General features: G+C 67.8%; 19 protein-coding genes. 12 read left to right on the forward strand and 7 right to left on the reverse strand.

From position 1 onward, the window contains the following. The first annotated feature begins 586 nt into the window (after window positions 1–586). The 5 genes from KA419_07765 to KA419_07785 all read left to right on the forward strand — a co-directional run bounded on the left by KA419_07765 (window position 587) and on the right by KA419_07785 (window position 7438). On the forward strand, window positions 587–1531 hold the full coding sequence (locus KA419_07765; protein ID MBP7865833.1) for a metallophosphoesterase: 945 nt from the start codon (window positions 587–589) through the stop codon (window positions 1529–1531). Window positions 1532–1709: 178 nt separating this feature from the next. Then, entirely contained in the window at window positions 1710–3119 is a 1410-nt protein-coding gene (locus KA419_07770) for a hypothetical protein (protein ID MBP7865834.1), read from the forward strand. A 130-nt stretch (window positions 3120–3249) separates the two neighbouring features. Then, window positions 3250–4026 (forward strand): type III pantothenate kinase, encoded by a 777-nt coding sequence (locus KA419_07775; protein ID MBP7865835.1) that lies wholly within the window; start codon window positions 3250–3252, stop codon window positions 4024–4026. Beyond that, the gene (locus KA419_07780; protein MBP7865836.1) at window positions 4023–6599 is read left to right on the forward strand and encodes a protein kinase; all 2577 of its coding nucleotides are present in this window, start codon (window positions 4023–4025) and stop codon (window positions 6597–6599) included. The genes KA419_07775 and KA419_07780 overlap by 4 nt, the downstream gene beginning before the upstream one ends. Window positions 6600–6697: 98 nt before the next feature. Next, entirely contained in the window at window positions 6698–7438 is a 741-nt protein-coding gene (locus KA419_07785; protein ID MBP7865837.1) for a rhomboid family intramembrane serine protease, read from the forward strand. An 83-nt stretch (window positions 7439–7521) separates the two neighbouring features. Here KA419_07785 and KA419_07790 read toward each other — a convergent pair whose 3' ends face one another. From KA419_07790 to KA419_07800, 3 genes are read right to left on the reverse strand one after another with little or no spacing between them, the layout of a single operon-like run. Then, window positions 7522–8223 carry a methyltransferase domain-containing protein gene (locus tag KA419_07790; GenBank protein ID MBP7865838.1) on the reverse strand — a complete coding sequence of 234 codons (702 nt, stop codon included), beginning with the start codon at window positions 8221–8223 and terminating at the stop codon, window positions 7522–7524. Window positions 8224–8265: 42 nt separating this feature from the next. Next, the gene (locus KA419_07795; protein ID MBP7865839.1) at window positions 8266–9273 is read right to left on the reverse strand and encodes a glycosyltransferase family 2 protein; all 1008 of its coding nucleotides are present in this window, start codon (window positions 9271–9273) and stop codon (window positions 8266–8268) included. A 20-nt stretch (window positions 9274–9293) separates the two neighbouring features. Continuing rightward, entirely contained in the window at window positions 9294–10850 is a 1557-nt protein-coding gene (locus KA419_07800; GenBank protein ID MBP7865840.1) for a DnaJ domain-containing protein, read from the reverse strand. Window positions 10851–11004: 154 nt separating this feature from the next. On the opposite strand from KA419_07800, the gene KA419_07805 reads away from it, so the two are divergent. Then, complete coding sequence (locus tag KA419_07805; protein ID MBP7865841.1) at window positions 11005–12000, forward strand: response regulator; 996 nt, start codon at window positions 11005–11007, stop codon at window positions 11998–12000. Between the two features lie 4 nt (window positions 12001–12004). On the opposite strand, the gene KA419_07810 is transcribed toward KA419_07805, so the two are convergent. The 4 genes from KA419_07810 to KA419_07825 all read right to left on the reverse strand — a co-directional run bounded on the left by KA419_07810 (window position 12005) and on the right by KA419_07825 (window position 18494). Further along, entirely contained in the window at window positions 12005–14188 is a 2184-nt protein-coding gene (locus KA419_07810; protein ID MBP7865842.1) for a bifunctional (p)ppGpp synthetase/guanosine-3',5'-bis(diphosphate) 3'-pyrophosphohydrolase, read from the reverse strand. After that, window positions 14185–15831 carry a hypothetical protein gene (locus tag KA419_07815; protein ID MBP7865843.1) on the reverse strand — a complete coding sequence of 549 codons (1647 nt, stop codon included), beginning with the start codon at window positions 15829–15831 and terminating at the stop codon, window positions 14185–14187. The genes KA419_07810 and KA419_07815 overlap by 4 nt, the downstream gene beginning before the upstream one ends. Then, window positions 15828–17882 (reverse strand): protein kinase, encoded by a 2055-nt coding sequence (locus KA419_07820; GenBank protein MBP7865844.1) that lies wholly within the window; start codon window positions 17880–17882, stop codon window positions 15828–15830. Before KA419_07820 ends, KA419_07815 begins: the two co-directional genes overlap by 4 nt. Window positions 17883–18230: 348 nt before the next feature. Beyond that, window positions 18231–18494: a hypothetical protein gene (locus tag KA419_07825; protein MBP7865845.1), complete on the reverse strand. Its 264-nt coding sequence runs from the start codon at window positions 18492–18494 to the stop codon at window positions 18231–18233. Between the two features lie 897 nt (window positions 18495–19391). Between KA419_07825 and frr the strand changes: the two genes are divergently transcribed. The 6 genes from frr (at window position 19392) to KA419_07855 (ending at window position 25122) form a co-directional block, all read left to right on the forward strand. Next, window positions 19392–19949 (forward strand): ribosome recycling factor, encoded by a 558-nt coding sequence (gene frr / locus KA419_07830; protein ID MBP7865846.1) that lies wholly within the window; start codon window positions 19392–19394, stop codon window positions 19947–19949. A 152-nt stretch (window positions 19950–20101) separates the two neighbouring features. Beyond that, a complete protein-coding gene (gene hslV / locus KA419_07835) occupies window positions 20102–20659 on the forward strand; it encodes an ATP-dependent protease subunit HslV (GenBank protein MBP7865847.1) in 558 nt (185 codons plus the stop codon). A gap of 52 nt (window positions 20660–20711) precedes the next feature. Continuing rightward, window positions 20712–22058 (forward strand): ATP-dependent protease ATPase subunit HslU, encoded by a 1347-nt coding sequence (gene hslU, locus KA419_07840; GenBank protein MBP7865848.1) that lies wholly within the window; start codon window positions 20712–20714, stop codon window positions 22056–22058. Window positions 22059–22444: 386 nt separating this feature from the next. Further along, a complete protein-coding gene (locus KA419_07845) occupies window positions 22445–23434 on the forward strand; it encodes a hypothetical protein (protein ID MBP7865849.1) in 990 nt (329 codons plus the stop codon). Window positions 23435–23684: 250 nt separating this feature from the next. After that, complete coding sequence (fsa, locus tag KA419_07850; protein ID MBP7865850.1) at window positions 23685–24341, forward strand: fructose-6-phosphate aldolase; 657 nt, start codon at window positions 23685–23687, stop codon at window positions 24339–24341. Window positions 24342–24468: 127 nt separating this feature from the next. Continuing rightward, window positions 24469–25122, forward strand: a complete 654-nt coding sequence (locus KA419_07855) for a metallophosphoesterase family protein (protein ID MBP7865851.1) — start codon at window positions 24469–24471, stop codon at window positions 25120–25122. Window positions 25123–25146 lie beyond the last annotated feature (24 nt).

The following is a 25146-nucleotide window of genomic DNA, read 5'->3' on the forward strand; positions in this document are numbered from 1 at the left end:
GGGACGGGGCGTACGAACTTCCCCGTTCGCACGCGCCGTCCCGGCGCGGGTGAAACGAGGCCGAGAGCGCACGGGGGGGTACGACGCGCAGCCGGTGGGGGAGTGTCCGCCCCGGGACGGGGCGTACGAACTTCCCCGTTCGCACGCGCCGTCCCGGCGCGGGTGAAACGAGGCCGTGAGCGCACGGGGGGGTACGACGCGCAGCCGGTGGAAGAGTGTCCGCCCCGGGACGGGGCGTACGAACTTCCCTGTTCGCACGCGCCGTCCCGGCGCGGGTGAAACGAGGCCGAGAGCGCACGGGGGGGCTACGACGCGCAGCCGGTGGAAGAGTGTCCGCCCCGGGACGGGGCGTACGAACTTCCCCGTTCGCACGCGCCGTCCCGGCGCGGGTGAAACGAGGCCGAGAGCGCACGGGGGGGTACGACGCGCAGCCGGTGGGGGAGTGTCCGCCCCGGGACGGGGCGTACAAACGTCGGCGAACGAACTTCGGCGATGAAACGGTTGAAACCCCGTGTTGAAGCCATATAGAATAGCCCTGCCCGGGGCGGGTTCCGGCCCCGGCAGTTTCCTTGCAGGACACCTGATCGTGAAGACGTCCCCTCACAAGACCCAGACCCCAGGGCCTTCCGCCGGCGGAAAGGCGCCGTCTTACGCCGGTACCGTCGCGGGCCGGGAAGGGTTCGACCCCTTGTGCATCCTGGTCGGAGACACCCAGAAAACCACCTGGTTCGAGTTCTGGCGGGAACGCAACGTCTCCGCCACGCCCCCCCTCGTGGCCGAGATCGCCCGGCGGGCCCCGGGATTTTTGCTCCACCTCGGGGACCTCACTGCCCGAGGCCAGTCCGGCGCCCACTGGCGGCACTTCGACCGCGTGTTCCGGCCGCTGCGCGTCGCCGGGATCCCGCTGGTCCCGGTGGTGGGCAACCACGAGTACTACGGCCTCGATGTGCTGGCCTTCCGCCACTATTTCGCCCGGTTCCCGTTCCTGGAGAAGCGGAAGTGGCGGTCCTTCCGGGCCGGGGACGTCGGTTTCCTCCTGCTGGACGGCAATTTCGGCGGGCTGACCGCCGCGGAAGACCGGGCCCAGCGGGAGTGGTTCGCCCGGGCCCTGGCCGACCTGGAGTCGGACCCGGGTGTCCGGATTTCCGTCCTGGCGGTGCACCAGCCTCCCTTCTCCAACAACCGCGTGGTGGGTTGCAGCCCGGCGGTGCGCCGGGCTTTCGCGGAGCCCTTCGCCGCTTCCCGCAAGGCGCTTCTTTGCGTCAGCGGCCACTCCCACGCCTACGAGCACTTCGTCGAGGGGGGGGTGCACTTCGTGGTGTCCGGCGGCGGGGGCGGCCCCCGCCACGCGCTGGCCCTCTCCGGGAACCGGCGGCTGTTCCGCGACCTCTACGCCGGGCCGGCCGTGCGCTTCCTCCACTTCTGCGAGTTGAGAACAGCCGAAGGCGGCCTCCGGGTGGACGTTGTCCGCATGGGGCAGGATGGGGCGTTCGACGTCGCGGACCGGTTCGTCGCGACGCGGGGCGGTTGAGCCCGTGAGGGGGCCGCTTCCGGTGTATGCGACGCGCCAACAGCCGGAGCGCCGCTTCCTGCGTGCCGCACAGCCCTCGGGGCGGCGCGGTCCGGTTGCTGCCGGAGATGGGCAACCCGCAGAACACGGCAACCCGGGTGTTTCACTCGACACCTTGCTTGAGGTGATAAGATTTAACATGCGAACCTGCGGGAAAAATTTTCTTTTCATGCTCCGGGGCGCCCCTGCCCGGGGTGAAGGTCCCGGGAGCGCGCGGCCCCGGCCGGTGCTGCGGGTTATCCTGGCGGCCTGGCTGGCCGCGGCCTGCGTCTGCCCGGCGGCCACTCCCGCGAGGAAGGCCCGGAAGCCGAAGCCGCCCGCCAGGATCGTCCCGGCCGCCCTTGAGGTGGTCGGCCTGGACCGGTACCCCGTCGAGGCGTTCGTGGCGGCCACGGGGGTCCGGTCGGGGGTCGCCGTGACGGCGGCGGAGATCGACCAGGCGGTGTCCCGCCTCACGGGCTCGGGGATGTTCCGCACGATCACCTGGAAGACCCGGGTCGTGAAACGGAAGACGATCCTGACGTTCAACGTGCAGGAGACGGACCGGACCGTCCCGGTTTTCTACGAGAACCTGATCTGGTTCACGGAGGAGGAGATCAACCGAAAGGTCCGGGCGGTCTTCCCCCTGTTCGACGGGAGGGTCGACATGTCGGGGGTCCTGGCGGGCACGGTTCGGACCACCCTGGAGGGCCTGGTCCGGGAGCGGGGGGTCACGGGGACGGTGAAAGCCGGCCTGGCCTGCGATTTCACGTCGGGGGCCCACCGCTTTGCCTTCGCCGTGGAGGGGGCGGACCTGCGGATCGCGGGCGTGAGCGTCACCGGCGTCTCGCCGGGATTGCAGCGGGACGTCAGGCAGGCCTGCGACGCCCTGACGGGGCGGGAGTACTCCCGAACCGGGCTGGACGCTTTCGCCCGCCTGGCGCTGCTGCCGGTTTTCCGGCGGCACGGTCGCATGAAGGCGGTCTGCGGCACGCCGACGGCCACGCTCGACCCCGGGCCCGGCGCCCGCGTCCGGGTGACCCTGCCGGTGGAGGAGGGGCCGGTCGGCGTGCTGGGGGGCTGGACGTGGCAGGGTGCGTCCGTCTTCACCGCGGAGCGGCTGAACGAACTGCTGGGCCTCGCCCCGGGGGAACCCTACGACGAGGCGAGGCTCCAGGCCGGTTTCGGAAGGGTTTCCGAGCTTTACGCCCGACGCGCCCACTACGCCGCGAAAATCGCTTCCGACCTCCGGTGCGACGAGACGGGGGCCCGGGTGGACCTGGTCCTCACCGTGGCCGAGGGGGAGGCCTTCCGGATGGGGCGCCTGGACTTTCCCGGGCTTCCGCCGGACCGCGCCGATCGCCTCCGGAAGGCGTGGCGCCTGCAGCCGGGAGAACCGTTCGACCCCGACTACCCGGCGGAATTCGTCCGCGGCAACGCCGAAAAGCTCGCCCGGGCGTACGGCACGGCTCGGGACGCCCGCCGTCCCGTCACCGTCGGCTTCCGACACGAGATCCGCCCGGACCTCGGCCGGGCGACCGTGGACGTGGTCATCTCGCCGGCGAACTGAGACGCCGATACGGGCCCGGCGCCCTCGGCCCCGCCAGTGGCGGCCGGGGTCTTTCCGAGGGCCCGGCGTCCGCTTTCCTTGACATCCGGAGTCGATCCCTTACAATGGGCGTGGCGCAGGGAGGGTCGTGATGGAGAATGGTCCCCTTTTTCTGGCGGCGGATTGCGGCAACACCCACATCAAGCTCGGGGTTTTCGCGGGGAGCGACTTGAAGGCCACGTTCCGGCTGACCTCCGACCCGCAGCGGACGTCCGACGAGTACGCCGTGACCCTCCGGTCGCTGCTGGCGGGGGAGAACCTCGACCTGCGGCGTTTCGAGGGCGCCGCTCTCGCCACGGTGGTGCCCCCGGTGCAGCCGCTCCTGGCGCGTGCCCTGACGAAGGTGCTCCCGTGCCCCTGCCTGGTGGTTTCGCCGGAGACCGACTCGGGGATTTCGCTGGACGTCGACGACCCTGACGAAGTGGGCGCGGACCTGGTCTGCCTCGCGGCCGGGGCGGCCCGTCTCTACCCCTTGCCGGCCGTGGTGGTCTCCTTCGGGACGGCCACGGCGATCCTGGCCCTCACCGCTTCCGCTTCCCTGGTCGGGGTGGCCATCGCCCCGGGGATCCTCGGTTCCGCCCGTTCCCTGCACGCCAACACTGCCAAGCTGCCCGACGTCGATCTGGCCACCCCGAAGCGCGCCCTCGGCCGCAACACGGTGGAAGCCCTGCGGGCCGGGCTGGTCTTCGGCTTCGCGGGGCTGGTGGAGCGGATCGTCCGGGAGATGGAGAAGGAACTGGGGGCGTCCGTCACCGTGATCGCCACGGGGGGGCTTCTCAACGTCCTGGCCCCCGTGACCACGGTGTTTCACCACGTCGACGCCTTCCTGCCCCTGCACGGCCTGCGGGCCATCTGGGACCGGCGATGATCGGGCGCGTCCTGGGGAACATCCGCATCGAGTCCGCCCTCGGGGCGGGAGGGATGGGTGAGGTCTTCCTCGGTTTCGACGAGAAACTCCAGCGCCGGGTGGCGCTGAAGGCCATCCGGGGCGCCCGCCGGCTCGACCCGGGCGCTCGCCGGCGCTTCCTCCGGGAAGCCCGGATCCTGTCCCGTCTCGACCACCCGGGCATCTGCCGCATCCACAACCTCATCGAGTACCCCGACTGCGATTTCCTCGTCCTGGAGTACATCGAGGGCGACACCCTCACCCGGCTCCTCCGGGAGGGGGCGCTCTCCGAGGGGCGCAAACTGGCCGTGGCCGAGGGGATGGCCCGGGTGCTGGCGGCGGCCCACACGGCGGGGGTCGCCCACCGCGACCTGAAACCGGACAACGTCATGATCACCCCCGACGGCCAGGTCAAGATCCTCGATTTCGGGCTGTCCCGCCTGGTGGGCGACACCCCGGCGTCGGCCGACGAGCCCGTCCCCGACGCCGGCGGGGACGCCGACCCCATCTCCGTGAGATCCATCAGCGGGTCGGGGTCCGGCACGAGCGGCGGCAGCCTGCCGTCCCCGGACCTCGAGGGGGGGGAGGCTCGGCTCACCCAGCAGGGGCACGTCATCGGCACGGTCGCCTACATGAGCCCCGAACAGGCCCGGGGCGCCCCGGTCACGGAAAAGGCGGACCTCTATTCCCTCGGCGTCATCCTTCACGAGCTGTTCACCGGAAAGAGCCCCTACCCCGAGGGCCTGACCACGATGGAATTGCTGGTCCGGGTGGGGCAGGGGATGGTGGGGCCGGCGGAAGGAATCGACGTCGGGTTGGCCTCGCTGATCGACCGCCTCAAGGACGTGGAGCCCGAGCGCCGACCCTCCGCGGAGGAGGCCGCCGGGGCCCTGGCCGGCGTGATCGCGCGCCCACAGCGTCGCCGGCGGCGGCTCCGGCGCCTCGCCCTCGGGTTTGCCGCCGCCGCCCTGGTGACCCTGGCCGTCTGGCTGACGTGGCTGGCCTCCCGTCGGCCGGACCGCCTCGAGTTCGCCCCCCAGGGGAGGGTCGTCGTGATGCCTTTCGTGGACCGGACCGGCGGCGAGGCCTGGGTCCGCACGGGGCTGCGGGACCTGGTGGTCAAACCCCTCGAAGGCCTTCCGGCCGCCAACCTGGCCCCCCTGGATCAGGTGGAGGACGTCCTGAAGTCCCGTGGGCTGGACAAGGCCACGGAGCTGACGGAAGGGCAGGTGATGGACCTCCGGTCCGCTCTGGGGGCGGACGTGGTGGTGGAAGCCTGGGCCAGCCGGGAAAGCGAGGCGTTGTGCCTGACCTACCGGGTGTGGGTGTCCGGGAACCGGAGCGACCGCCGCCTTCACGGCGCGAACCTGCCCCTCCTCGGCGACCGGATGGCGAGGATGCTGGCGGAGGAACTCCGGCTGGGTTCCCTCGCCGCCGGCTCGCGCGACCCCTTCGCCAGCCAGCTTTACGGCATCGGCCTGCACACCTCCCGGACCCGGGGGGCCAAGGCCGCACGACCCCTCTTCGAGTCGTGCCTCGTGATCGATCCCGGATTCCGTCCGGCCCGTTTGCAGCTGGCCGCGTGCGCGGAGCAGCTGGGGGACTGGTCGGCCGCCATCGGGGAAGCCCGCGCGGTGCTGCGGGAGGCGGAAGCCGCCCGGGAGTTCTCACTGGAGGCGCAGGCCCTGGGGTTCCTCGGCGGCCTGTACGCCACGCGCACCGACTACGCGGAAGCGACCGCCTGCCTGGAGCGCGCCCTGTCCCTGGAGAAGCGTCGCGGCAACCTCGCCGGGCAGGCGGCCGCCGGCTTCCAGCTGGGCCGGGTGGCCTACCTCCGAGGCGACTGGGCCCGGGCCCGGGCCCTCCTGGAGTGGGTGCTGGCGCTGGAACGCCGCACCCGGGACCTGCCCCGGGAAGCGGACACCATCAACTACCTCGGGCTGGTGGCCCTCAACACCCGCCGGTTCGACGTGGCGAGGGCGCATTTCAGCCAGGCCATGAAACTGGCCGCGGAGCAGGGGGACGCCCGGCGGGGGGCCATGTCCCTCGTCAACCTCGGGAACGTGGCCAACCACCAGGGGCAGGCGGCCGAGGCCGAGAAGCGCTGGAACGAGGCCCTGGCCGCCCTCCGAGGCTGCGGCGACTTTCACAACGAACTGGTCGTCCTGAACAACCTGGGCGTCCTGAAACTCAAGCAGAAGGACCACGCCGGCGCCGCGGCCGTCTACCGTGAACTCGTCGGGCGCAGCGCCCAGACCGGGGACCGGGTGATGGAAGCCGCCGCCTCCCTCAACCTCTCCCTTTGCCTGATGGCGATGAAAAAGCTGGACGAGGCCCGAAAGTGCATCGACCGGGTGATGGCCCTCGAGACCTGGGTGCGGGACGACCCCGAGTGTTTCGCCAACCGGGCGGAACTGTCCTTCCTCGAGGGAAACCGGGAAGAGGCCGTCCGTCTCATGGAGGAAGCCTGCCGCCGGGGGGGGAAGGACTGGGCGGAAGGCGCCCGGGGGGACCTGGACCGGTACCGGGGCCGCGCGCCCCGGGCGAAGGGCTGAGAGGGCCTGCCTCCGCCGACGCCCCGGGAGGTCCCGGCCGGGGCCGGCCGCCCGCCCGGGGCCGCGCGACGGGCGCAATCCATCCGCACGAGGAGAGGATGAACTATCCCTACAACGTCCAATACCGCTTCGGCCCGAAGCTGACGGCCGCCGCGAAAGTCCTGATCGGGATCAACATCGCGGTCTACCTCGTCCTGACCGTGGACCGGACCTCCCTCAACACCGACTTCGGGCGGGTGGACCTCTGGCTTTCCCTGATCCCCTTCCGCGTCTGGGGCTCCGGGGAGGCCTGGCGCCTCCTGACTTACATGTTCCTTCACGGCCCCCCGCTGCATCTTGTCTTCAACCTCTTGATGCTGTGGATGTTCGGCTCCGAGTGCGAGGGGGTCCTGGGGCGGCGGCGCTTCGTCGCCTACTACCTCGTCACGGGCGTGGGCGCGGGCTTGTGCCAGATGGGGCTCGCGGCGATCATGCCCTCCATCGCCGGCGTCCCCGTCATGGGCGCGTCCGGGGCGGTCTACGGGCTCCTGCTGGCCTACGCTATCTTCTTCCCCAACCGGTGGCTCCTGCTGTTCTTCGCGATCCCGGTGAAGGCCAAGTACCTGGTCGCGGGGTGCGCGATCCTCGAACTGCTGATGACCGTCTCCAATTTTCGCGACGGGATCGCCCACGTCGCCCACCTGGGCGGGATCGTGTTCGGATACTTCATGTTGAAGCGGCGGACGTTCCGGGCGGACCTCCGGTACCACTGGCTCCGTCTGAAAGCGTGGCACTACCGGCGGAAGTTCAAGGTCGTCCGCAAGTCGGACCGGCCGTCCCCGCCGCGGTATTACCACTGAGCCGGAGGCGCCGTTCGCCAGCCGTTCCACCTCGCCAAGGCGCAAAGCTCGCAAAGGAAGACGGCCTTAGCCGCAAATAATGCTCACGGCCGGGTGGCGGTGGCCAGGAGGGACGTCCCGATCGGAAGAGGGCGGCAGACCGACTGGGTCAGGCACCCGGTCGCGTAGAGCAGGGCGTTGAGCCAGCGGGGGACCGGGGGGAATTCGGAAGGGGACTCCCGGATCACCAGCTTGCGGTACAGCGCCATCGGCACCATCTCCGGGAAAAGATGGCGGCAGCGGCGGGGTGAAAACCCTGTGGCCGACAGGAGCCCCAGGAGGCTCCGGCGGGTGTAGCGGCGCTGGTGCCCCAGCTGGCGGTCCCAGTCCGACCACAGGCGGGGGCCGGCCGGGACGGTGCAGACCAGCCGCGCCCCCGGCCGCATCCGGGCGTGCAGGTCCCGCACGAGGGCTGCGTCGTCTTCGAGGTGCTCGAAGACGTCCAGGGCCAGGACCACGTCCATGCCCCGGTAATCCTCCGCCTTCGCGGCGTTCGCCGTTTCCCCGAAGACCGTTTCGAGGTGGGCGGCGAGCTGGGGGATCGGCTCGTGGAAGAAGTAGGACGCCCGGGGGCGGTCGCGCCGGATGAAACGCCCGATGACGCCCGACCCGGCCCCGAGGTCCAGCACCGACACGGGCCCCGTCGAGGGGACCGAGCGGGCGACCGCGCGCCAGCGCAGGCGATGCCAGAAGAAGCGCTCGTAGCGGTCGGACAACTGGTCTTCGAGGTGGGTTTCCAGCGACACGGCATCACTCCGGGACGTTGCAGGGTTTTCCGGCCGGGACGGTCACGCCCGCTCACCGGGCTTCGGAAGGGCGCCCGCCCCAACGGCCCCTCGCGCATCCCCGCCGTCGGGGGCGGTGTCGCCCGCCGTGCCGCGGACCACCTCGCGGACCACGTACGCCGGCCTTTGCTTGACCTCCTCGTAGATCCGCCCGAGGTACTCCCCGATGATCCCGATGGAGATGAGCTGGACTGACCCGAAAAAGAAGATGCTGAGGAGGGTCGACGTCCAGCCGGGGATGGCCTGGGTGGTGAAGAAACGGAAGTAGAAGACCACGCCCGTGGCCACGGCGGCGACGAAGGCGGAGAAAAGCCCGACGGCGGTGGCGAGGCGGAGGGGGATCGTGGAGAAGGAGAAGACGGCGTCCAGGGCCAGGCCGACGAGCCGGTGGAACCGTACGCGCGGGGGGCCGTCGGTCCGGGGGTCCCGCTCGACGGGGACCCCTTCCTGCCGAAAACCCGCCCAGGCCCGCATCCCGGGAACGAAACGGTTGCGTTCGGGCATGGCGGCGATCACGTCGACCACCTTGCGGTCCATCAGGCAGAAGAGCCCCGCTTCGAGGGGGATCGGGATGCTCGCGAGCCGGAAGAGCAGGCGGTAGAAGGCGGAGAAGAGTAAGCGCTTGAGGATGTTCTCCTTGCGCTTTTCCCGGACGGCGTAGACGACGTCGGCCCCGGCCTCCCAGCGGGCGATGAAGCTTTCGACCGCTTCCGGACGGTCCTGGAGGTCCGCGTCCAGGATCACCACGGCGTCGCCCGATGCGTGCTGCAACCCGGCAAAGACCGCGGTCTGGTGGCCGAAGTTCCGGGAGAGGTTCACCAGGACCACCGCCGGGTCGGAGCGGGCCCAGCCCCGGACGATGGACTCGCTGGCGTCCCGGCTCCCGTCGTTGACGAAGAGGTACTCCGCCGCGCAGCCCAGACGGGGGGCGACGGCCTTCAGACGTTCGTACAGGACGGGGAGATTGGCGGCTTCGTTGAGAAAGGGGATGACGAAGGAGAGCCGTTTCATGGGGGGGCGCCGCGCGGGGGTCATCGCTTGAAGAGCTTCCCGAACATCCCCCGCGACTTCGACTTGTTCGAATCCTCGATTTCCTTGAGCTCCTGCCGGGCGATCTTGTTCTCAGGGTCCCACTGGAGCGCCTGCTCGAACATGTTCACCGCCTTGACGTTGAGGTTCGCCTCCTTGTACATGCGGCCGAGGTGAAGGTAGGTGGAGACGTTCATGGGGTTGACCTCGATGGCCTTGAGAAAGTGCTGTTCGGCCTCGCGCTTGTACTGGGGAATCTTCGACATGGCGTAGCCGAGGTAGGCGTTGTAGTCGCCGTTCTCCGGCTTGAGCTGCACGGCCCGGCGGAGCAGGCCGACGGCCTCGGCGTACTTCTGGCTGTTGATCAGGGCCCGTCCCTTGTTGAAGTGCTCCAGGGCCAGGGCGTCGACGTTCAAGGGCGGCTCCGGGCCGCTGGCGACCACCTTGCGGGTGTTCAGCTTCTCGTCGTAGACCCCTTTCTGGGAGGGGTCCTTGAGCGTCTCGTAGGCGGTGTTGATCAGGTTCGAGATCTTCTCCAGGAGGCTGCTGAGCTGGGGGGAACGGTACTTTTCGAACTTGTCCGGATGGTAAAGCTTGACCAGGGCGTAGTAGCGGTTCTTCAGCTCGGAGAGCGAGAACTTCTCCCGGTCGATCCCGAGGACATCGTAGTAGTTCTGGCGGTCCATCTCGTCGTGCAGGTCGCTCAGTTCCGAGATCTTCCCCTGGACGTCGAAGGCCTTCTCGGTCCCGGCAGCGCCGCCGGAGATTGCCCCGGCCTTCGCCGGCGAGGGCGCGGAGGGCGCCGGTTGGGCCGGGGGGGCCTCGGCCTTCTCCGGGGCGGAGAACGGGGAGGCGGACGGCACCCGGTGCAGGGGGGTGAACGACAGGAAGTGGAGAGCGTCCAGGAGGGCGAGATGTTCCAGCGTTTTCTCCTGGGGTGCGTTCACCTGCTGGAGGACCTCGGGGATGCCGAACATCCCGGTCAGCTTGGAGAGGACCGTGCTCTCGGCGGAGTTGAAGGGAAGCGCCCGCATGACCTGGATCTTGTCGAGGACCAGGTTGACGTGGTAGCCCTCGAAGTACTCCACGAGACGCTCCGTGGACAGGTTCATCGTCCGGAGGAGGTGAAGCTGCATCTCCTCGAGGTGGAGGGGGGGCTTTTTGGAGGGACCCTTGGATTTCTCCCGCTCGTTGATCTTGAAGTCGATGCGGTCCCATTCCAGCATCGCCTGGACCATGCGGGAGAGCTGAAGCGAGAAGACTTTCCGGATCTGGTGTTCGGTGAGCTGCTTCTCCTGGATGAGTTCCTCGTCCAGTTCGAAGGCCTTGAGCTTGATCTGGGTTTTCTGCTTCAGCTCGTCGGAGGTCATGATCTTGAGCATGACCAGCAGAACCGAGAACTTCTCCTTCAGGTCGGTGCTGTCCAGGTAGGTGATGCAATCTTCGTGGATCTCGAAGATTTTCCGGTCGTGCCCGTGCTGGAAGACAATGTGGAACGAAGTTCTCGACCGGCGGGCATCATCCAGAATTTTCAGAATTTTTTCAGCCCGATCGTGCATATTTGCTTCCATCCTCTTACCCCATAGCCTATAATAAAATTCTTAAGGCGAAAGTACAAGGAAAAGTTGATCGACGGTGGGAGGTTCGCCGGTGGACGGCAGGAAGAAGTGGAAGATCCTCGTTGTGGACGATGAGGAATGGAACCGCTTGATCATGGTGGGTTTCCTTGAACAGTACGAGTGCGTTTCGGCCCGGAACGGGATGGAGGCCCTCGAGGTCGTGAAGAGCTTCCGGCCCGACCTGATCTTCCTTGATCTGATGATGCCGGAGATGGATGGGTTCGAGACCTGCCGCCGCCTGAAGACCAACCCGCAGACCCAGCACATCCCCGTCGTCATCGTGACCTCCTTCACCGATCGGGATTCGCGGATCAAGGGGCTCGAAACCGGGGCCAACGACTTCCTGACGAAGCCCGTCGACCGGCTCGAACTCCTGGTCAGGACAAGCAACCTTTTGAAAAACAAGGAGTACGACGACTTTCTCCTGAACTACAACAAGATCCTCGCGGAGCAGTTGGCGGAGAAGACCAGCGAACTCCGGGCCTCCTTCATCGACACGGTGCACCGCCTGACCCTCGCCGCCGAGTACAAGGACGAGGACACGGCCTGCCACATCAAGCGGATCGGCCTCTACGCCCGGGCCCTGGCCCAACAGATGAACGCCTCCCCGGACGAGCTGGAGAACATCTGGTACGCGAGCCCGATGCACGACATCGGGAAGATCGGGATCCCCGACAGCATCCTGCTCAAGCCCGAGCAACTGACCTGCGACGAGTACGAGGTGATGAAGTCCCACACCCTGATCGGGGCCAAGATCCTCCACGATTCCAAGTCCCAGATCCTCAAGGCGGCCGAGGTCATCGCCCTCCACCACCACGAGCGCTGGGACGGCGGGGGGTACCCGGCCGGTCTCAAGGGGGACCGGATCCCCATCGAGGGGCGGATCGTCAACATCGTCGACCAGTATGACGCACTCCGCAGCAACCGCCCCTACAAGCCGCCCTTCGACCACCCCAAGGCCGTCCGGATCATCCTCGAGGGGGACGGCCGCACCATGCCCTCCCACTTCGACCCGGACGTCTTCCGTGCCTTCGCGGCCGCCCAGGACCAGTTCGACGACATTTTCCGGAACACCCGCATCGACATGTAGAGGGTCAGGAACCGCTCCGGCTCACGTCCAGGACCCCCCGCAGGGCCCGGAGCTTCTCCAGGACCGTCCGAATCTCGTCGGCCGAGCGGACCAGGAGGACGAAGTCCATCATCGTGCACCCGTCCCGGGCCTGGACGGCGCCCGACGAAAGCGGGACATCCATCTTTTTCAGCAGGCCCGCGACCGCGGTCTGAACGGCGGGGCGCTCGGCGGTGAGATGGATCTTCACCGGGAGCGTCTCCCGTGACTTGCCGGCCCACTCGGCGTCGAGGATCCGCTCCTCCGGTTCCTTCTCGAGCCGGGGGCAGTCCTTCCGGTGGATCGTCACGCCGCGGCCCCGGGTCACGAAGCCCACGATCGCGTCCCCGAGGAGGGGGTTGCAGCACCGCGCGTAGCGGACCAGCATGTCGTTCTGCCCGGCCACGACGATGGTGGACGGGTGCCGGACGGGCCTCGCCGGCACGGTTTCCGGGAGCGGCGCCGGCGGGGGGGGTGCTGCCGCCGATTCGGGGCAGAGCGCCTCGAGAACGGCGTCGGGGGTAAGTTCCTCCCGCCCCAGGTTGAGGTGGAGGTCGTCGAGGGACCGGCACCGGAATCTTTCCAGGGCTTTCGCGACGCGGGGCTCGTCCTTGAGCAGGCGCGACAGCGGGACCGCCCGTTCCTTCGCCGCGCGCTCGAGCAGGTCCCGGCCCCGGGCGCGTTCCTGGAGCCGGCGGGTTTCCCCGAGGAAGTGCCGGATCTTCTGCCGCGCCCGGTGGGTGCGGACGAATTCGAGCCAGTCGGGGGAGGGTTTCGCCCGGGGGTGGGTGATGACTTCCACGATGTCCCCGTTCTTCAGTTCGTCCGAGAGGGGCGCGATCCGCCCGTTCACCTTGGCGCCCACGCACGTGTGGCCCACGTCGGTGTGCACCGCGTAGGCGAAGTCGAGGGGGGTGGCGCCGGCCGACAGTTCCCGGACGTCGCCGGCGGGTGTGAACACGAAGATCTGGTCGTCGAAAAGGTCGGTCCGGAGCGTGTCCAGGACGGCGTTGTCGAACACCCCCTCGCCGCCGGCGAGCATGTCGTGGAGCCAGCCGAACTGGCGGAGCCGGTCCTCGCCGGCGCCCCGGCGGGAGGACTCCTTGTACATCCAGTGGGCCGCCACGCCGTTCTCGGCGATGTCGTGCATCTCCCGGGTCCGGATCTGGACCTCGATCCGCTCGTTGCCGGGGCCGATGACGGCGGTGTGGAGCGACTGGTAGCCGTTGGGCTTCGGCACGGCGATGTAATCGTCGAAGGTCCCGGGGATCGGCCGCCAGCGGTGGTGGATGAGGCCGAGGACCTGGTAGCAGTGGGCGATGGTCTCCACGATGACCCGCAGGGCCGTGATGTCGTAGAGGTCGCCGTAGTCCAGCCCGCGCTCCTCCATTTTCCGCTGGATGGACCAGAAGTGCTTGCCCCGGCCGCTGATTTCGCCCTCCAGGGCGTTGTCCGCCAGCATGGCGGCGATTTCCCGCCGAGCCTGGTCCACCAGGGACGCCCGCTCGGCCTGGGTCTTCGCCACCAGGGCCTTGAGGTTTTGGTACTTCTCGGGCTGGAGGAAGCGGAAGGCCTGGTCCTCGAGTTCCCGCTTGAACCGGTACAGCCCCAGCCGGTTGGCGAGCGGGGCGTAGATGTCCATGGTCTCCTGGGCGATGACCTTCTGCTCCTCGTCGGGGAGGTGCTGCAGCGTGCGCAGCGAGTTGAGGCGGTCCGCCAGTTTGATGAGGATGACCCGCAGGTCCCGCGCCAAGGTCAGGATCAGCTTCCGGAAGCTCTCGGGGTCTGACAGCCCCCCGCGGCGGAAACCGTAGCGGGAGATCCGGGACGTGGTCTCCAGCAGTTCGGCCGCCTGCGGGGCGACCCGGACCCGGGAGACGAGGTCGGACGCCGTCACCCGGCCGCGCTCGTAGGCGGCGAGGAGGATCCCCGCCTCCAGGCCCGCGGGGTCCATCTTCAACTCGGCGAGCGAGAGGGCGACCCCCAGTGAGTGGACAGAGAAGGGGTCCCCCGAGGCGCGCACAACCCCCTCGAGGGCTTTCGTCGCCTGCTGGAGAACGGCCTCGACCTCCCGGCACGCCTCCGCGGGAAGGTAGGCCGCAAGCGTGTCCATCAGGTGAGCCCGGAGTTCCTCGGGCGTCGCCCGCTTGGTGGAGACGGGGTCCTTCATCGGCCCGATTTCCAGCGATCGAACAAGGCCATCACCGCCGGGCTGACCCACTTCCGCGGCGCTTGGAAGCCCGCGGGAAGGGAGGCGATGTCCTTTCGCGCGCTCTCCAGCATCGCCCTGGCCTCGTCGCCTTCCAGGCGGTGGATGCAGACAGCCGCGCAGGCCCGGAAGAAGAGGGCGATCTCCCGGCGGGTGCAGTCGCCGCGCTTGAGGTACTCGTCCAGGAGGAAACGCACCTTGCGGTAGTCGCCGGAGTCGAAGTACTCCTCCAGGGCGTTCCGGAGGTACTCCTCCGTCTCCATGTTCCCGCTCTTCTGCCGGAGGTCCCGGATCTGCCGGAGGAGGTCCTGGGCCTCGGGCGACTCGGGGAAATCGGCCCGGGCGGCCTCCGTCAGGCGGGCGGCCTGCTCCGTGTCCCCGGACTTGAGCCGCTCGCGGGCCTGGGCCAGGTTCCGGTCGAGGGCGGCCTTCTTGTCCGCGATGACCTTCAGGAGTTTCCGGGCCTCCGCCTGGAACTCCTGCTGCGTCTCCAGTTGGCGCAGCAGGCCCTCGGCCTCCTTCCACCGCTTCTGGTCGACGAGACGGCGGACGTCGGCGACGCGGCGGAGGCGCTGGATCTGGGCCTGGACCGGCCGGAACTCGGCGGCGCCCGCGAAGTACTTTTCCCCCAGCGTGACGAAGGCGACGGCCTTGTCCAGGTTGCCCCCGTCTGCGGCGGACCGGGCCTCGTCCGCCAGCCGGGCCTTGACCTCGTCCAGGGCCTTCCGGACGTCGTCCGCCGCGGGGTACTTCTGGGCTGCCCGACGACCGGTTTCCAGGGCCATCTCGTAACTTCCCTGGCGGGTGTAGTTGCGGATGTCCGCGACGACCTCCTGGAGCGACTGGCTCCGCGCCTTCGCGTCGGCGATGGCGGCGTTGGACTGCTCGAGCATCCGCTGGGCCTCGGCGGCGTGGAAGCGGTTGATGGCCACCACCACCTGGAGGCAGGGGACGGCCTTCTCGTGCTGGCCCGCCTGGAAGAAGGCCCGGCCGTTCTCCCAGTTGCGCAACTCCCGCTCGATGTCGTCGAGGGCGGACGCGGCCTTCTTCGAGGCGTCGGGGTCGCCCTTGGCGTCCCGGGCCTGGGTGAAGAGCCGCTGGGCCGTGGGGTAGTCCCCCCGCCGAAGGGCGTCCTCCGCCTGGGCCACGGCTTGGGCCACCGCGGGGTCGCGGGCGGGCGCCTCGGGCCCGACGGGCGGGCGCGAGGCCGCCTCTGCGAACGCCTTGTTGACCTTCTCCTTCAGGACGTTGTACTTCGCCACGTAGGCCGAGTCCCGGCCGAACTCCTTCAGCTCGATGTTCTCCAGCTGCTGGTCCAGGTACTCCTTGGCGGCCTCGTACTTGCGCAGGTTGAAGTAGGCTTCCACCAGCAGGATGTAGGGCTTGTAGTCCATGTAGAAGTGGCTGTAGATCTGGGCGTTTCGTTTCGGGCGCGGGTACTTCTTGAGGCAGTAGTTCACCAGGTTGTTGACGGTGACGGTCCACTGGCCGGACTTCGCGGCCTTCTCCGCCTCCTCGTAGTACTTGTACCACTCCTGCTCCTGGGCGAGGGCGCACAGGGAAAGCAGGCCGGCCAGGGCCAGGGTCGCGGGAAGTCGTCTCATTGCGGCCCCCCTTCACCCAGGATGTCGCGCACCGCCTCCCCCGTGTTGAAACCGGGGAATTTCCGGCTGACGACCAGCGCCTTGCCGCTCTCGATGGTGACGGTCTCCTTCACGGGGTCGGGCTGGAGGGCCTTGTTCTCGTAGGTCACCGTGTACTTTCCGGGCGGGAGCTGGAGCCGCAGCGGCGTCGCCAACTCCGGGATCGCCACGGGCTTCCCGGCGGCGTCGGCGATGGCGGTCACCGTGGCGGCGGGCCGGACGTCCAGGACGAGGTGGCCCGGGGCGGGTGGCGGTGGCGGCGCGGGCCTCGTACCCGGCTGGAAGATCAGGAAGGCGATCAGGATGGCGGCGGCGGCCAGGATCCCGGTGACCAGAAGCCAGATCTGCAGCCGCTGGCGGTGGATGTTGCGGATGCAGGTCTGCAGCCGCGGGTCCATGCCGGTCCGGGCCACCGTCTCGCCGGCCAGGCTGAGCGCGAGGTTGTACTTTCGCTTGAGGGCCAGCGACTGGATCTTCTTGACCGCCGTGCTGACGATCTCCTCCTTCTCCAGGTTCTCCACTTCCTGGAGCAGGGTTTCCGCCTCCTTGAAGTCGGGGAGGATCTCCACCACTTTCCGGCAGACCGTCTTCGCCTCCTCCCGGTTGCCTTTCTCGAGGATGGAACGCGCCTGCCGGCAGAGGGTCCGGCACTCCTCCTCACGCTCGGAACGCTCGACGGCCTCTTCCGCCGTCCGGTACATCTCCGCCAGCTCCGCGTCGGACGGGTTGAGCTTGATGGCTTCCCCGAAGACCCGGAGCGCGTCGGAGAACTGGCGCAGCCCCATGAGGTGACGGCCCTTGTCGATGTAGCCCTCGATGGACTGCCGGAGCCGCTTCTCGCTCTCCTTCTGGTGGGTTTTCCGGACCCACTCCAGGGCCCGGGGGTTTTCCGGGTCGATGATCAGCGCCTCGTTGAAACACTCGAGGGCCAGGTCGAAGTGGTCGTCCTCATAAAAGTTGGAGCCTTCGGAGAGGAGTTCGTCGATGCGTATGGCCCGCTTCTTCTCCTGTATCTCGCCGTAAAGGGCCTCCAGGATCTCGGCGGACTCCCCGGAGGAGCGCAGCCGGTCCAGCACCCGGGAGGCCAGGTCGAACTTGCCCTCCCGGATGTAGCGCTGGATCACCTCCACCTTCAGGCTGGGCTCCTCGAGGCCGGAGCGGGTGATGGAAATGGTGGTGTCCAGGGCGGCGTCCTGGTCCATCTCGGTCATGAACTTCTTGAGCCGCCGGGACATGCTGGACAGGTCCATGAAGCGGTCGTCGGGGTTCTTGCTCAGCGCCTTCATCACCACCGCTTCCAGCTCGGCGGGGCAGGTGGGGAAGAAGTCGCGGACCGACGCCGGTTTCTCGTGCAGGATCTTGTAGAGGATCGAGGTGTAGTTCTCCCCCTCGAAGGGGCGGCGGCCCGTCAGCAGCTCGAAGAGGATGACCCCCACGGCGAACTGGTCGGAGCGGCCGCTGGTGGGGTCGCACTTGACCGCCTCCGGCGACATGTACGAGGGCGTCCCCAGCATCACGCCCGTCTTGGTGAGGAGCGACGACTGGCTGATCTGGGCGATGCCGAAGTCCACGATCTTGACCCGGCCGGTGGGCAGGAGAAAGATGTTGGCCGGCTTGACGTCTCGGTGGATGATGCCGTTCTGGTGGGCGAAGTTGAGCCCCTCGCAGACCTGCACGACGATGTCGATGACCTTCTTCAGGGTGAAGATGTAGCCGGACTGCATCAGGTGCAGCAGGTCCGAGCCCTCCAGGAACTCCATGGCGATGAAGGGGATGCCCTGGTCCTCGCCCAGTTCGTAGATGATGACGATGTTGTCGTGCCGGAGGCGCCCCGGGGCCTGGGCCTCCTTGTAGAAGCGCTTCTTGAAGTCCGGGTCCGCGGCGTTGGTGTAGGACATGGTCTTGAGCGCCACGTAGCGGGCCATGAGGGAGTCGTAAGCCTTGTAAACGATCCCCATGGCCCCCTTGCCCAGTTCCTCGATGACTTCATACTTGCCGAGTTGTTTCAGCATGGGCCGCTCTCTGCCTGAATATCGGGCTCATTATAAAGGAATGCGGCACCGAAAGTCCACCCCGCGAAAGAAAAAGTGATTTCTTGCGCAATTTGGCATGGCGCTTCCTTCGAAGGAACCGCGAACCCGAGCATAGCAGGGAGACCGACCGGGCGCTGCCCGGCCGATGGGGAGTGCGGCGCGCCGGTCTGCCGGAGCGCCGCGTTGACCACGCCGTGCCGGTCTGCCGGAGCGGCGTGGGTATCCTGCCCGAAGGGCGAGATCCAGCGCCTTGGGACCGGTGAGTTCGCCCGTCGCCCGGTTTTCTCCGCGACCGGTGCGCATACCGCCTGCTGCGGCACCCCCCCATCAGCGAAAGGGCCTCTTCTTTCCCGTTCCCCCCGAGGCAGAGGAAAGGGGGGAGAGGGTGCGGTCCGGTTTCGTGCCGGGGAGACCGGCTGCCCATCGGGTGACGGGGCTTCCGGCGGCGGTGGACAGGATGCCTGTCGCCGCCCGGGCCCGGAGCGGTTCCATCGCCTTCATCCGGGAGAATTTGAAGAACGGGAGCAGACCCGTGAGGAGGGCGACCGCCAGGATGATCATCACAAAAACCGCCGTGCGCCAGCTTGCCATGACTCACCTCCGAACAGGGGACTCCACGGCCGCTCGGGCGATCGGTTTTTCCCGTCGGGCGCTGCCGTGTTCACCTCCATTGACACGCGTGCCGCGGTTTTCGTTCCCCGGGAAATGGCGGATGAAAATGGAGTGCATCCCGGGGAGCTGGGCGTTTCGCCAAATCCTTGGGACAGGCCGTCAGAAGGGACGGAGCCCGCACCGCGGGCGATTCTCGAGACTGATCCGCCCGGAGGCTTGAGGAGGTGGCCGGATTGTTATGACCAACAGATCGGAAAGGAGTTGCGTCGAGACTTGTTATGTCTGCCAGATTCGATTGGATTTAAATAGCACCTGGCACCGTTTGGCTGCAGACGATCGGACCCCACCGATTGCCGGGGTGTGGAATTACGGTTCAATTCCGTCTCTCCCTTTGGGCGCCACCGCTTCGATGTATCGCCGGGCGGCCGATGCGACGGATTCGGGAATTTCGCCTCGCCGGGACGACCTTTCGAGAATGGCGAGGCGCTGCCGGGCGGAAAGGGCGCGGAAGTGGCTCCGCTGGATGGAGTAGCAGAGCGGCCGAGGGGAGATCAGCATCACCAGCGCCCATCCTGTGGCGGCCAGGAGGATTGCGGCGACGGTATCCCTGACGTTCCAGTGGCCCGGTTGTTTCTGTCGAGGATCTCGGGTCAGAAGCGATGAGCCGCAAATCGCAAAGGTCAGTGTTCCCAGCAGGAACCAGGGCAGGGAGGCTTTCAGGTCCAGCCATCCCTGTTAAATGGTGTCGGCTTCTCTCCTCCACGCGAGTCGCGGAAAAACGGTTTTCCCCGGTTTTCCCGGGGTCATCCGCCTTGACCCGGAGGCGGGGGAGACCGTATAATCCGCCTTTTGAAATTCTCGCGGAGAGGACCGACCATGGTACAGGAAAAGCTGAAACAGACCGAAGAGAAGATGAAGAAGGCCATCGCGGACTTCGAGCAGGAACTGAAATCCATCCGGACGGGCCGCGCCTCGGCCGCCCTGCTGGACAACATCCGCTTCGACTACTACGGGACCCTGACGCCCCTCAAGTCGGCGGCGACGGTGTCAACCCCCGAGCCGAACCTCATCGTCGTCCAGCCGTGGGACACCAGCCAGATCCCCGCCATCGAAAAGGCCATCCTCACCTCCGACCTGGGCATCACCCCTTCCAACGACGGCCGCGTGGTGCGGTTGCCCGTTCCCCCACTCACCGAGGAACGCCGGAAACAGATGGTGAAGACCGTGGCCCAGATGGCCGAGCAGCACCGGGTGGCCGTGCGGAAGATCCGGCAGGAGGGGCGCGACCAGGTCCAGAAGCTGGAGAAGGACAAGAAGGTCTCCGAGGACGACGCCAAGAAGGGGCTCGACAAGATCCAGGAGTTCACCGACGGCTACATCCGCAGGATCGACGAGATCACCAAGAAGAAGGAAGCGGAGCTGATGAAGATCTGACGGACCCGCAAAGAGTGGCGCAAGCTTCAGCTTGCGCGGGAAATCAAAGGAGTTGCGATGTAATTCATGACGGTTTCCCGACTGTTTGCAAAGTTCTCGAGACCCGGCCGCCGTTCCATCCAAGCGGCGGCGAAACGGTAAAGGACGGTATCATGACACGAATCCGAAGCACGACGGTGCTGCTGGTCCAGGCCAACGGCATGACCGTCATGGCCGGGGACGGCCAGGTGACCCTGGGCGACACGGTGGTCAAGCACTCCGCCCGCAAGGTCCGCCGGCTCTACGACGGCAAGGTCCTGGCGGGCTTCGCCGGCGCCACCGCCGACGCCTTCGCCCTTTTCTCCCGCTTCGAGAAGAAGCTCAAGGAGTTCGCCGGCAACCTGGAGCGCGCCGCCGTGGAACTGGCCCAGGAGTGGCGCACCGACCGCTCGCTGCGCAACCTGCAGGCCCTCATGATCGTGGCGGATACCCAGCGGGCCTTCCTCATCTCCGGCAACGGCGACATCATCGAGCCCGAGGAGGGGATCGCGGCCGTGGGCTCCGGCGGGCCCTACGCCAAGGCCGCCGCCCTGGCGCTGCGGCGCCACACCCCCCTGGGCGTCCGCGACATCGCCGAGGAGGCCCTCAAGATCGCCGCCTCGCTGTGCATCTACACCAACGACCGCCTCACCGTGGAGACGCTGGGCGGCCCGGAGGAGCGCCATGACTGAGCCCGTGACCCTGCCGGACCTGTCGGAGCCGCCCCCGCCCGAATTCGACCGGATGACCCCGCGCCAGATCGTGGGGGAGCTGGACAAGTACGTCATCGGCCAGAAGAAGGCCAAGCGGGCCGTGGCCATCGCCCTGCGGAACCGCCTGCGCCGCCTCAAGCTGCCGCCGGGCATGGCCGAGGAGGTGGCGCCCAAGAACATCATCCTCATCGGCCCCACGGGCGTGGGCAAGACCGAGATCGCCCGACGCCTGGCGCGGCTCTCCCGGAGCCCCTTCCTGAAGGTGGAGGCCTCCAAGTTCACCGAGGTGGGGTACGTGGGCCGGGACGTGGAATCCATGATCCGTGACCTGGTGGAGATCGCGGTGAACATGGTCCGCGAGGAGCTGGGCAAGGACGTCCTGGAAAAGGCCCACCACAACGCCGAGGAGCGCCTGCTCGACCTCCTGCTGCAACCCATGTCCCCGCCCCGCCAGAGCCGCGTGGAGAACCCCGGCGACTGGGCGGCCTACGACAACTTCAGCAAGACCCGCGAGAAGATGCGCGAGCGGCTCCGGGCCGGCGACTTCGACCACCGCGAGGTGGAGCTGGAGGTCCACGAGTCCCGCTTCCCCTCCTTCGAGATCTTCTCCTCCTCCGGCGTGGAGGAGCTGGGGATCAACATGAAGGACATGATCGGCGGCCTCTTCGGCGGCCAGAAGAAACGGCGCAAGATGAAGGTCGGCGACGCCCGGGAGCACCTGGTCCGCGAGGAACAGCAGCAGCTCGTGGACAACGACCGGGTGGCCAAGGAGGCCCTCTCCCGCGTGGAGCACTCCGGGATCATCTTCCTGGACGAGATCGACAAGATCGCCGGCCGGGAAGGGGGGCACGGCCCCGACGTGAGCCGGGAGGGCGTGCAGCGGGACATCCTCCCCATCGTGGAGGGGACCATCGTCCACACCAAGTACGGGATGGTGCGCACCGACCACATCCTCTTCATCGCCGCGGGCGCCTTCCACATCAGCTCGGTGTCGGACCTCATCCCGGAGCTGCAGGGGCGCTTCCCGCTCCGCCTGGAGATGGACAGCCTCACCGAGGACGACTTCATCCTCATCCTCACCGAGCCGAAGAACGCGCTGCTCAAGCAGTACGAGGCCCTCATGGCCACGGAGGGGGTCGCCCTGGCCTTCGAGCCCGGGGCCGTGCGCGCCCTGGCCCGCGCCGCCGCCCAGGTGAACGAGCGGACGCTGAACATCGGGGCGCGGCGGCTCTATACCATCCTCGAGAAGGTCCTCGACGAGATCCTCTTCGAGGGGCCCGACCTCGAGGACAAGCGGGTGAGCATCTCCAGCGCCTACGTGGAGGACGCCCTCAAGGGCGTGATGGAGAACGAGGACCTCAGCCGGTACATCCTCTGACCCCGGGAGCGAGCATGGTTTCAAAATCACTCCAGAGCCGCACGCGTCTGAGTCTGAGCCGCGCGCGTCTGAGTCTGAGCCGCGCGCGTGAGCAAGCGGTCAGACCTGCCGCCTTCAGCCGGCCCCTCACGGTCTCTGACCGCTCCCTCACGGTCTCTGACCGCTCCCTCACGGTCTCTGACCGCTCCCTCACGGTCTCTGACCGCTCCCTCACGGTCTCTGACCGCTCCCTCACGGTCTCTGACCGCTCCCTTACGGTCTCTGACCGCTCCCTTACGGTCTCTGACCGCTCCCTTACGGTCTCTGACCGCTCCCTTACGGTCGCGGCTCTGACTGGATCGATCCTGGCCGGCCTGCTGCTCCTGCTCCTGGCGGGGTGCGCGCGGGTGGGCCCGCCCCAGCCGCCCTTCAAGCGGGTCCCGCCGCCGCCCGAGAAACTGGAGGCCTGGCAGGAGGGGGACGTGATCCGGGTCCGGTGCGTCCTGCCGGCCGAGAACCTCGATGGTTCACCCATTCACGATATCCGGGTGGTGGAGATCTACGGGGGAATCGTCCCTGAAGGGGTCCACCCCCTCGACACGGTTGGCTGGGGCGGCGTGATCGAGACCGAGGAGGGGGATCGCCTGAAGGCCCTCCTCAAAGGGAAGGAATTCGCTGTCGAGATCGGCCGGGAGAAACTGGGCGACTTCGAGACCGGGCGGGCCGGGTTCTCCGTTCGTTTCGCCAACGAGAGGAACCACTGGAGCGTCAACACCCCCGTGCTGATCCTCCCCGTTGCCCGGGTCGGCGGTTCGCCCGGCGCCCTCTCCGCGCGGGTGGAAAAGACCGGGGTGGTCCTCGAGTGGAAACCGCCCGCCGGAACTGTTCCCCGGGACGGCTACGTCGTCCGGCGCCGGGAACTGCCCGGGGGGGCAGCGGCGGATGTGGGAACGGTCGGGCCCGACGCCACCGACTTCCGGGACGCCGATCTCCGTTTCGAGACCCGCTACGCTTACTCCGTCGCCCCGTTCCGCAACACCGGGGGCGGGCGGGTCCTGGGCGCCTTCACCCCGCCGACGGACGTCGACACGAAGGACACCTTCCCCCCCGACGTTCCGACGGGGCTGTCCTTGGTGGAGGAGGAGGGGCGCCTGCGGCTGATCTGGAACCCCGTGGCCGACGCCGACCTCGCCGGTTACCTGGTCTACCGGGCGGGCGGGGATTCGTCCGGAGAGACGTGCCTGACCCCCAAACCCCTCGCGGCGGCGTCCTTCACCGACACGGACGCCGACCCGGCCCGGCGCTGGGCATACCGCGTCGTCGCCGTCGATCGCAAGGGGAACCGGAGCACCCCCTCGGAGACCGCCCAATGGGAGGGGCGGCCGGAGGACCGCTGAAGCGAACCGAATCCCAGATGCGCAGAACAGGCAGATGATGAAGAGAGCCACAATATACGCAGAATATGCAGAATGCAGAGAAAGCACGGAACGTACAGAACGTACAGAACGCAGAGAATGCAGAGAATGCAAGGAAGGCTCAGGAACTGCGGGATATGTGGGATTCCGGGGAATCAAAGAGGTTCGCCTTTTCCGGACCTACAGCCTACAGCCTACAGCCTAAATACCTAACTTCCAACCGAGGTGTGCCATGAAATTCTTCATCGATACCGCCAACCTGGACGAGATCCGCTCCGCCATGTCGATGGGCCTCATCGACGGCGTCACCACCAACCCCAGCCTGGTGGCCCGGGAGAAAGGGGCCTTCAAGGACATTATCGCGGAGATCTGCCGCACGGTCCCGGGCCCCGTGAGCGCCGAGGTGGTCGCCCTCGACGCCGAGGGGATGGTGCGCGAGGGCCGCGAACTGGCGAAGATCGCCCCCAACATCACCGTGAAGGTGCCCATCACCGCCGAGGGCCTCAAGGCCGTCCGGACCTTCGCCGGGGAAGGGATCAAGACCAACGTCACGCTGGTCTTCTCCCCCCTGCAGGCGTTGCTGGCCGCCAAGGCGGGCGCCACTTTCGTCAGCCCCTTCGTGGGCCGGCTCGACGACGTGGGTCACCCGGGGATGGAGGTGATCCGGCAGATCGTGGAGATCTACGCCAACTACGACTACGCCACCGAGGTCCTGGTGGCGTCGGTCCGGCACCCCATGCACGTGGTGGACGCCGCCCTGATGGGCGCCGACGTGTGCACCATCCCCTACAAGGTGCTCCTGCAGTTCGTCAAGCACCCCCTCACCGACAAGGGGATCGAGACCTTCCTGGCCGACTGGAAGAAGGTGGAAGGCAACGTCATCGTCTGAGCACCTTTGGAGGCGGCCCCACTCTTTGCGAGGCTTGGCGGCTTCGCGCCTTTGCGTGAGGCGCTGAAAGCCAGAATTTTCTTCAGGAGAGGGCCATTCATCGCCTTCTGAAGAAGGGGGAGGCGTCATGCGCATCATCGCCATCTCTGACGTTCACGACGACCTGACGAAATTGACGCTCCTTGCGCAGCGCGAGGCGGGGGCGGACCTCCTGCTGGTTTCCGGCGACCTGACCCATTACGGCGGCATGACCCGGTTCCGGGAAACGATGGGCGCCTTCGACGGCGTGTTCCCCCGGGTGCTGGCCGTGCCCGGCAACATGGACCGCCCGGAGGTGACGGGAGTCCTGGAGGAGGGCGGCACGGGGCTCCATGGCCGTCATGAGATCATCGGCGACGTCGGGTTTGCAGGGATCGGCGCTTCGCCCCCCACGCCCTTCGGCACCCCCTTCGAATTGTCCGAGGAGGAGATCGGGGAGGCCTTCGCCGCGGCGGCCGCCCGGGTCGCCGCCTGCCCGGTGCGCGTCTTCGTCAGCCACGCGCCGCCGCGCGGCACCGCCCTGGACCGGGTGCGGCTGGGCCTGCACGTGGGGAGCCGGGCCGTCCGGGCCGTGGTGGAACGCTTCGCCCCCGACGTCCTGGTCTGCGGGCACATCCACGAGGCCGCCGGCACCGACCGCCTGGGGCGGACACAGATGGTCAACCCCGGTCCCTTCGCCCGGGGCGGCTACGTCCGCATCCTCACCGGCCCGCCGGTCACCGCCGAGTGGTGCCGCCTGTAAAGAGTCCTTTGCGTGAAGAGGCGG

The organism is Acidobacteriota bacterium (genome assembly GCA_018001935.1).
Lineage (GTDB): Bacteria > Acidobacteriota > JAAYUB01 > JAAYUB01 > JAAYUB01 > JAGNHB01.

Bases quoted from the DNA above. Each gene is read 5' to 3' on its own strand.
- KA419_07770 (MBP7865834.1), top strand. From the start codon at position 1,710: ATGCGAACCTGCGGGAAAAATTTTCTTTTCATGCTCCGGGGCGCCCCT.
- KA419_07775 (MBP7865835.1), top strand. From the start codon at position 3,250: ATGGAGAATGGTCCCCTTTTTCTGGCGGCGGATTGCGGCAACACCCAC.
- KA419_07780 (MBP7865836.1), top strand. From the start codon at position 4,023: ATGATCGGGCGCGTCCTGGGGAACATCCGCATCGAGTCCGCCCTCGGG.
- KA419_07785 (MBP7865837.1), top strand. From the start codon at position 6,698: ATGAACTATCCCTACAACGTCCAATACCGCTTCGGCCCGAAGCTGACG.
- KA419_07795 (MBP7865839.1), bottom strand. From the start codon at position 9,273: ATGAAACGGCTCTCCTTCGTCATCCCCTTTCTCAACGAAGCCGCCAAT.
- KA419_07800 (MBP7865840.1), bottom strand. From the start codon at position 10,850: ATGCACGATCGGGCTGAAAAAATTCTGAAAATTCTGGATGATGCCCGC.
- KA419_07805 (MBP7865841.1), top strand. From the start codon at position 11,005: ATGGTGGGTTTCCTTGAACAGTACGAGTGCGTTTCGGCCCGGAACGGG.
- KA419_07810 (MBP7865842.1), bottom strand. From the start codon at position 14,188: ATGAAGGACCCCGTCTCCACCAAGCGGGCGACGCCCGAGGAACTCCGG.
- KA419_07815 (MBP7865843.1), bottom strand. From the start codon at position 15,831: ATGAGACGACTTCCCGCGACCCTGGCCCTGGCCGGCCTGCTTTCCCTG.
- KA419_07820 (MBP7865844.1), bottom strand. From the start codon at position 17,882: ATGCTGAAACAACTCGGCAAGTATGAAGTCATCGAGGAACTGGGCAAG.
- KA419_07825 (MBP7865845.1), bottom strand. From the start codon at position 18,494: ATGGCAAGCTGGCGCACGGCGGTTTTTGTGATGATCATCCTGGCGGTC.
- frr (MBP7865846.1), top strand. From the start codon at position 19,392: ATGGTACAGGAAAAGCTGAAACAGACCGAAGAGAAGATGAAGAAGGCC.
- hslV (MBP7865847.1), top strand. From the start codon at position 20,102: ATGACACGAATCCGAAGCACGACGGTGCTGCTGGTCCAGGCCAACGGC.
- hslU (MBP7865848.1), top strand. From the start codon at position 20,712: ATGACCCCGCGCCAGATCGTGGGGGAGCTGGACAAGTACGTCATCGGC.
- fsa (MBP7865850.1), top strand. From the start codon at position 23,685: ATGAAATTCTTCATCGATACCGCCAACCTGGACGAGATCCGCTCCGCC.
- KA419_07855 (MBP7865851.1), top strand. From the start codon at position 24,469: ATGCGCATCATCGCCATCTCTGACGTTCACGACGACCTGACGAAATTG.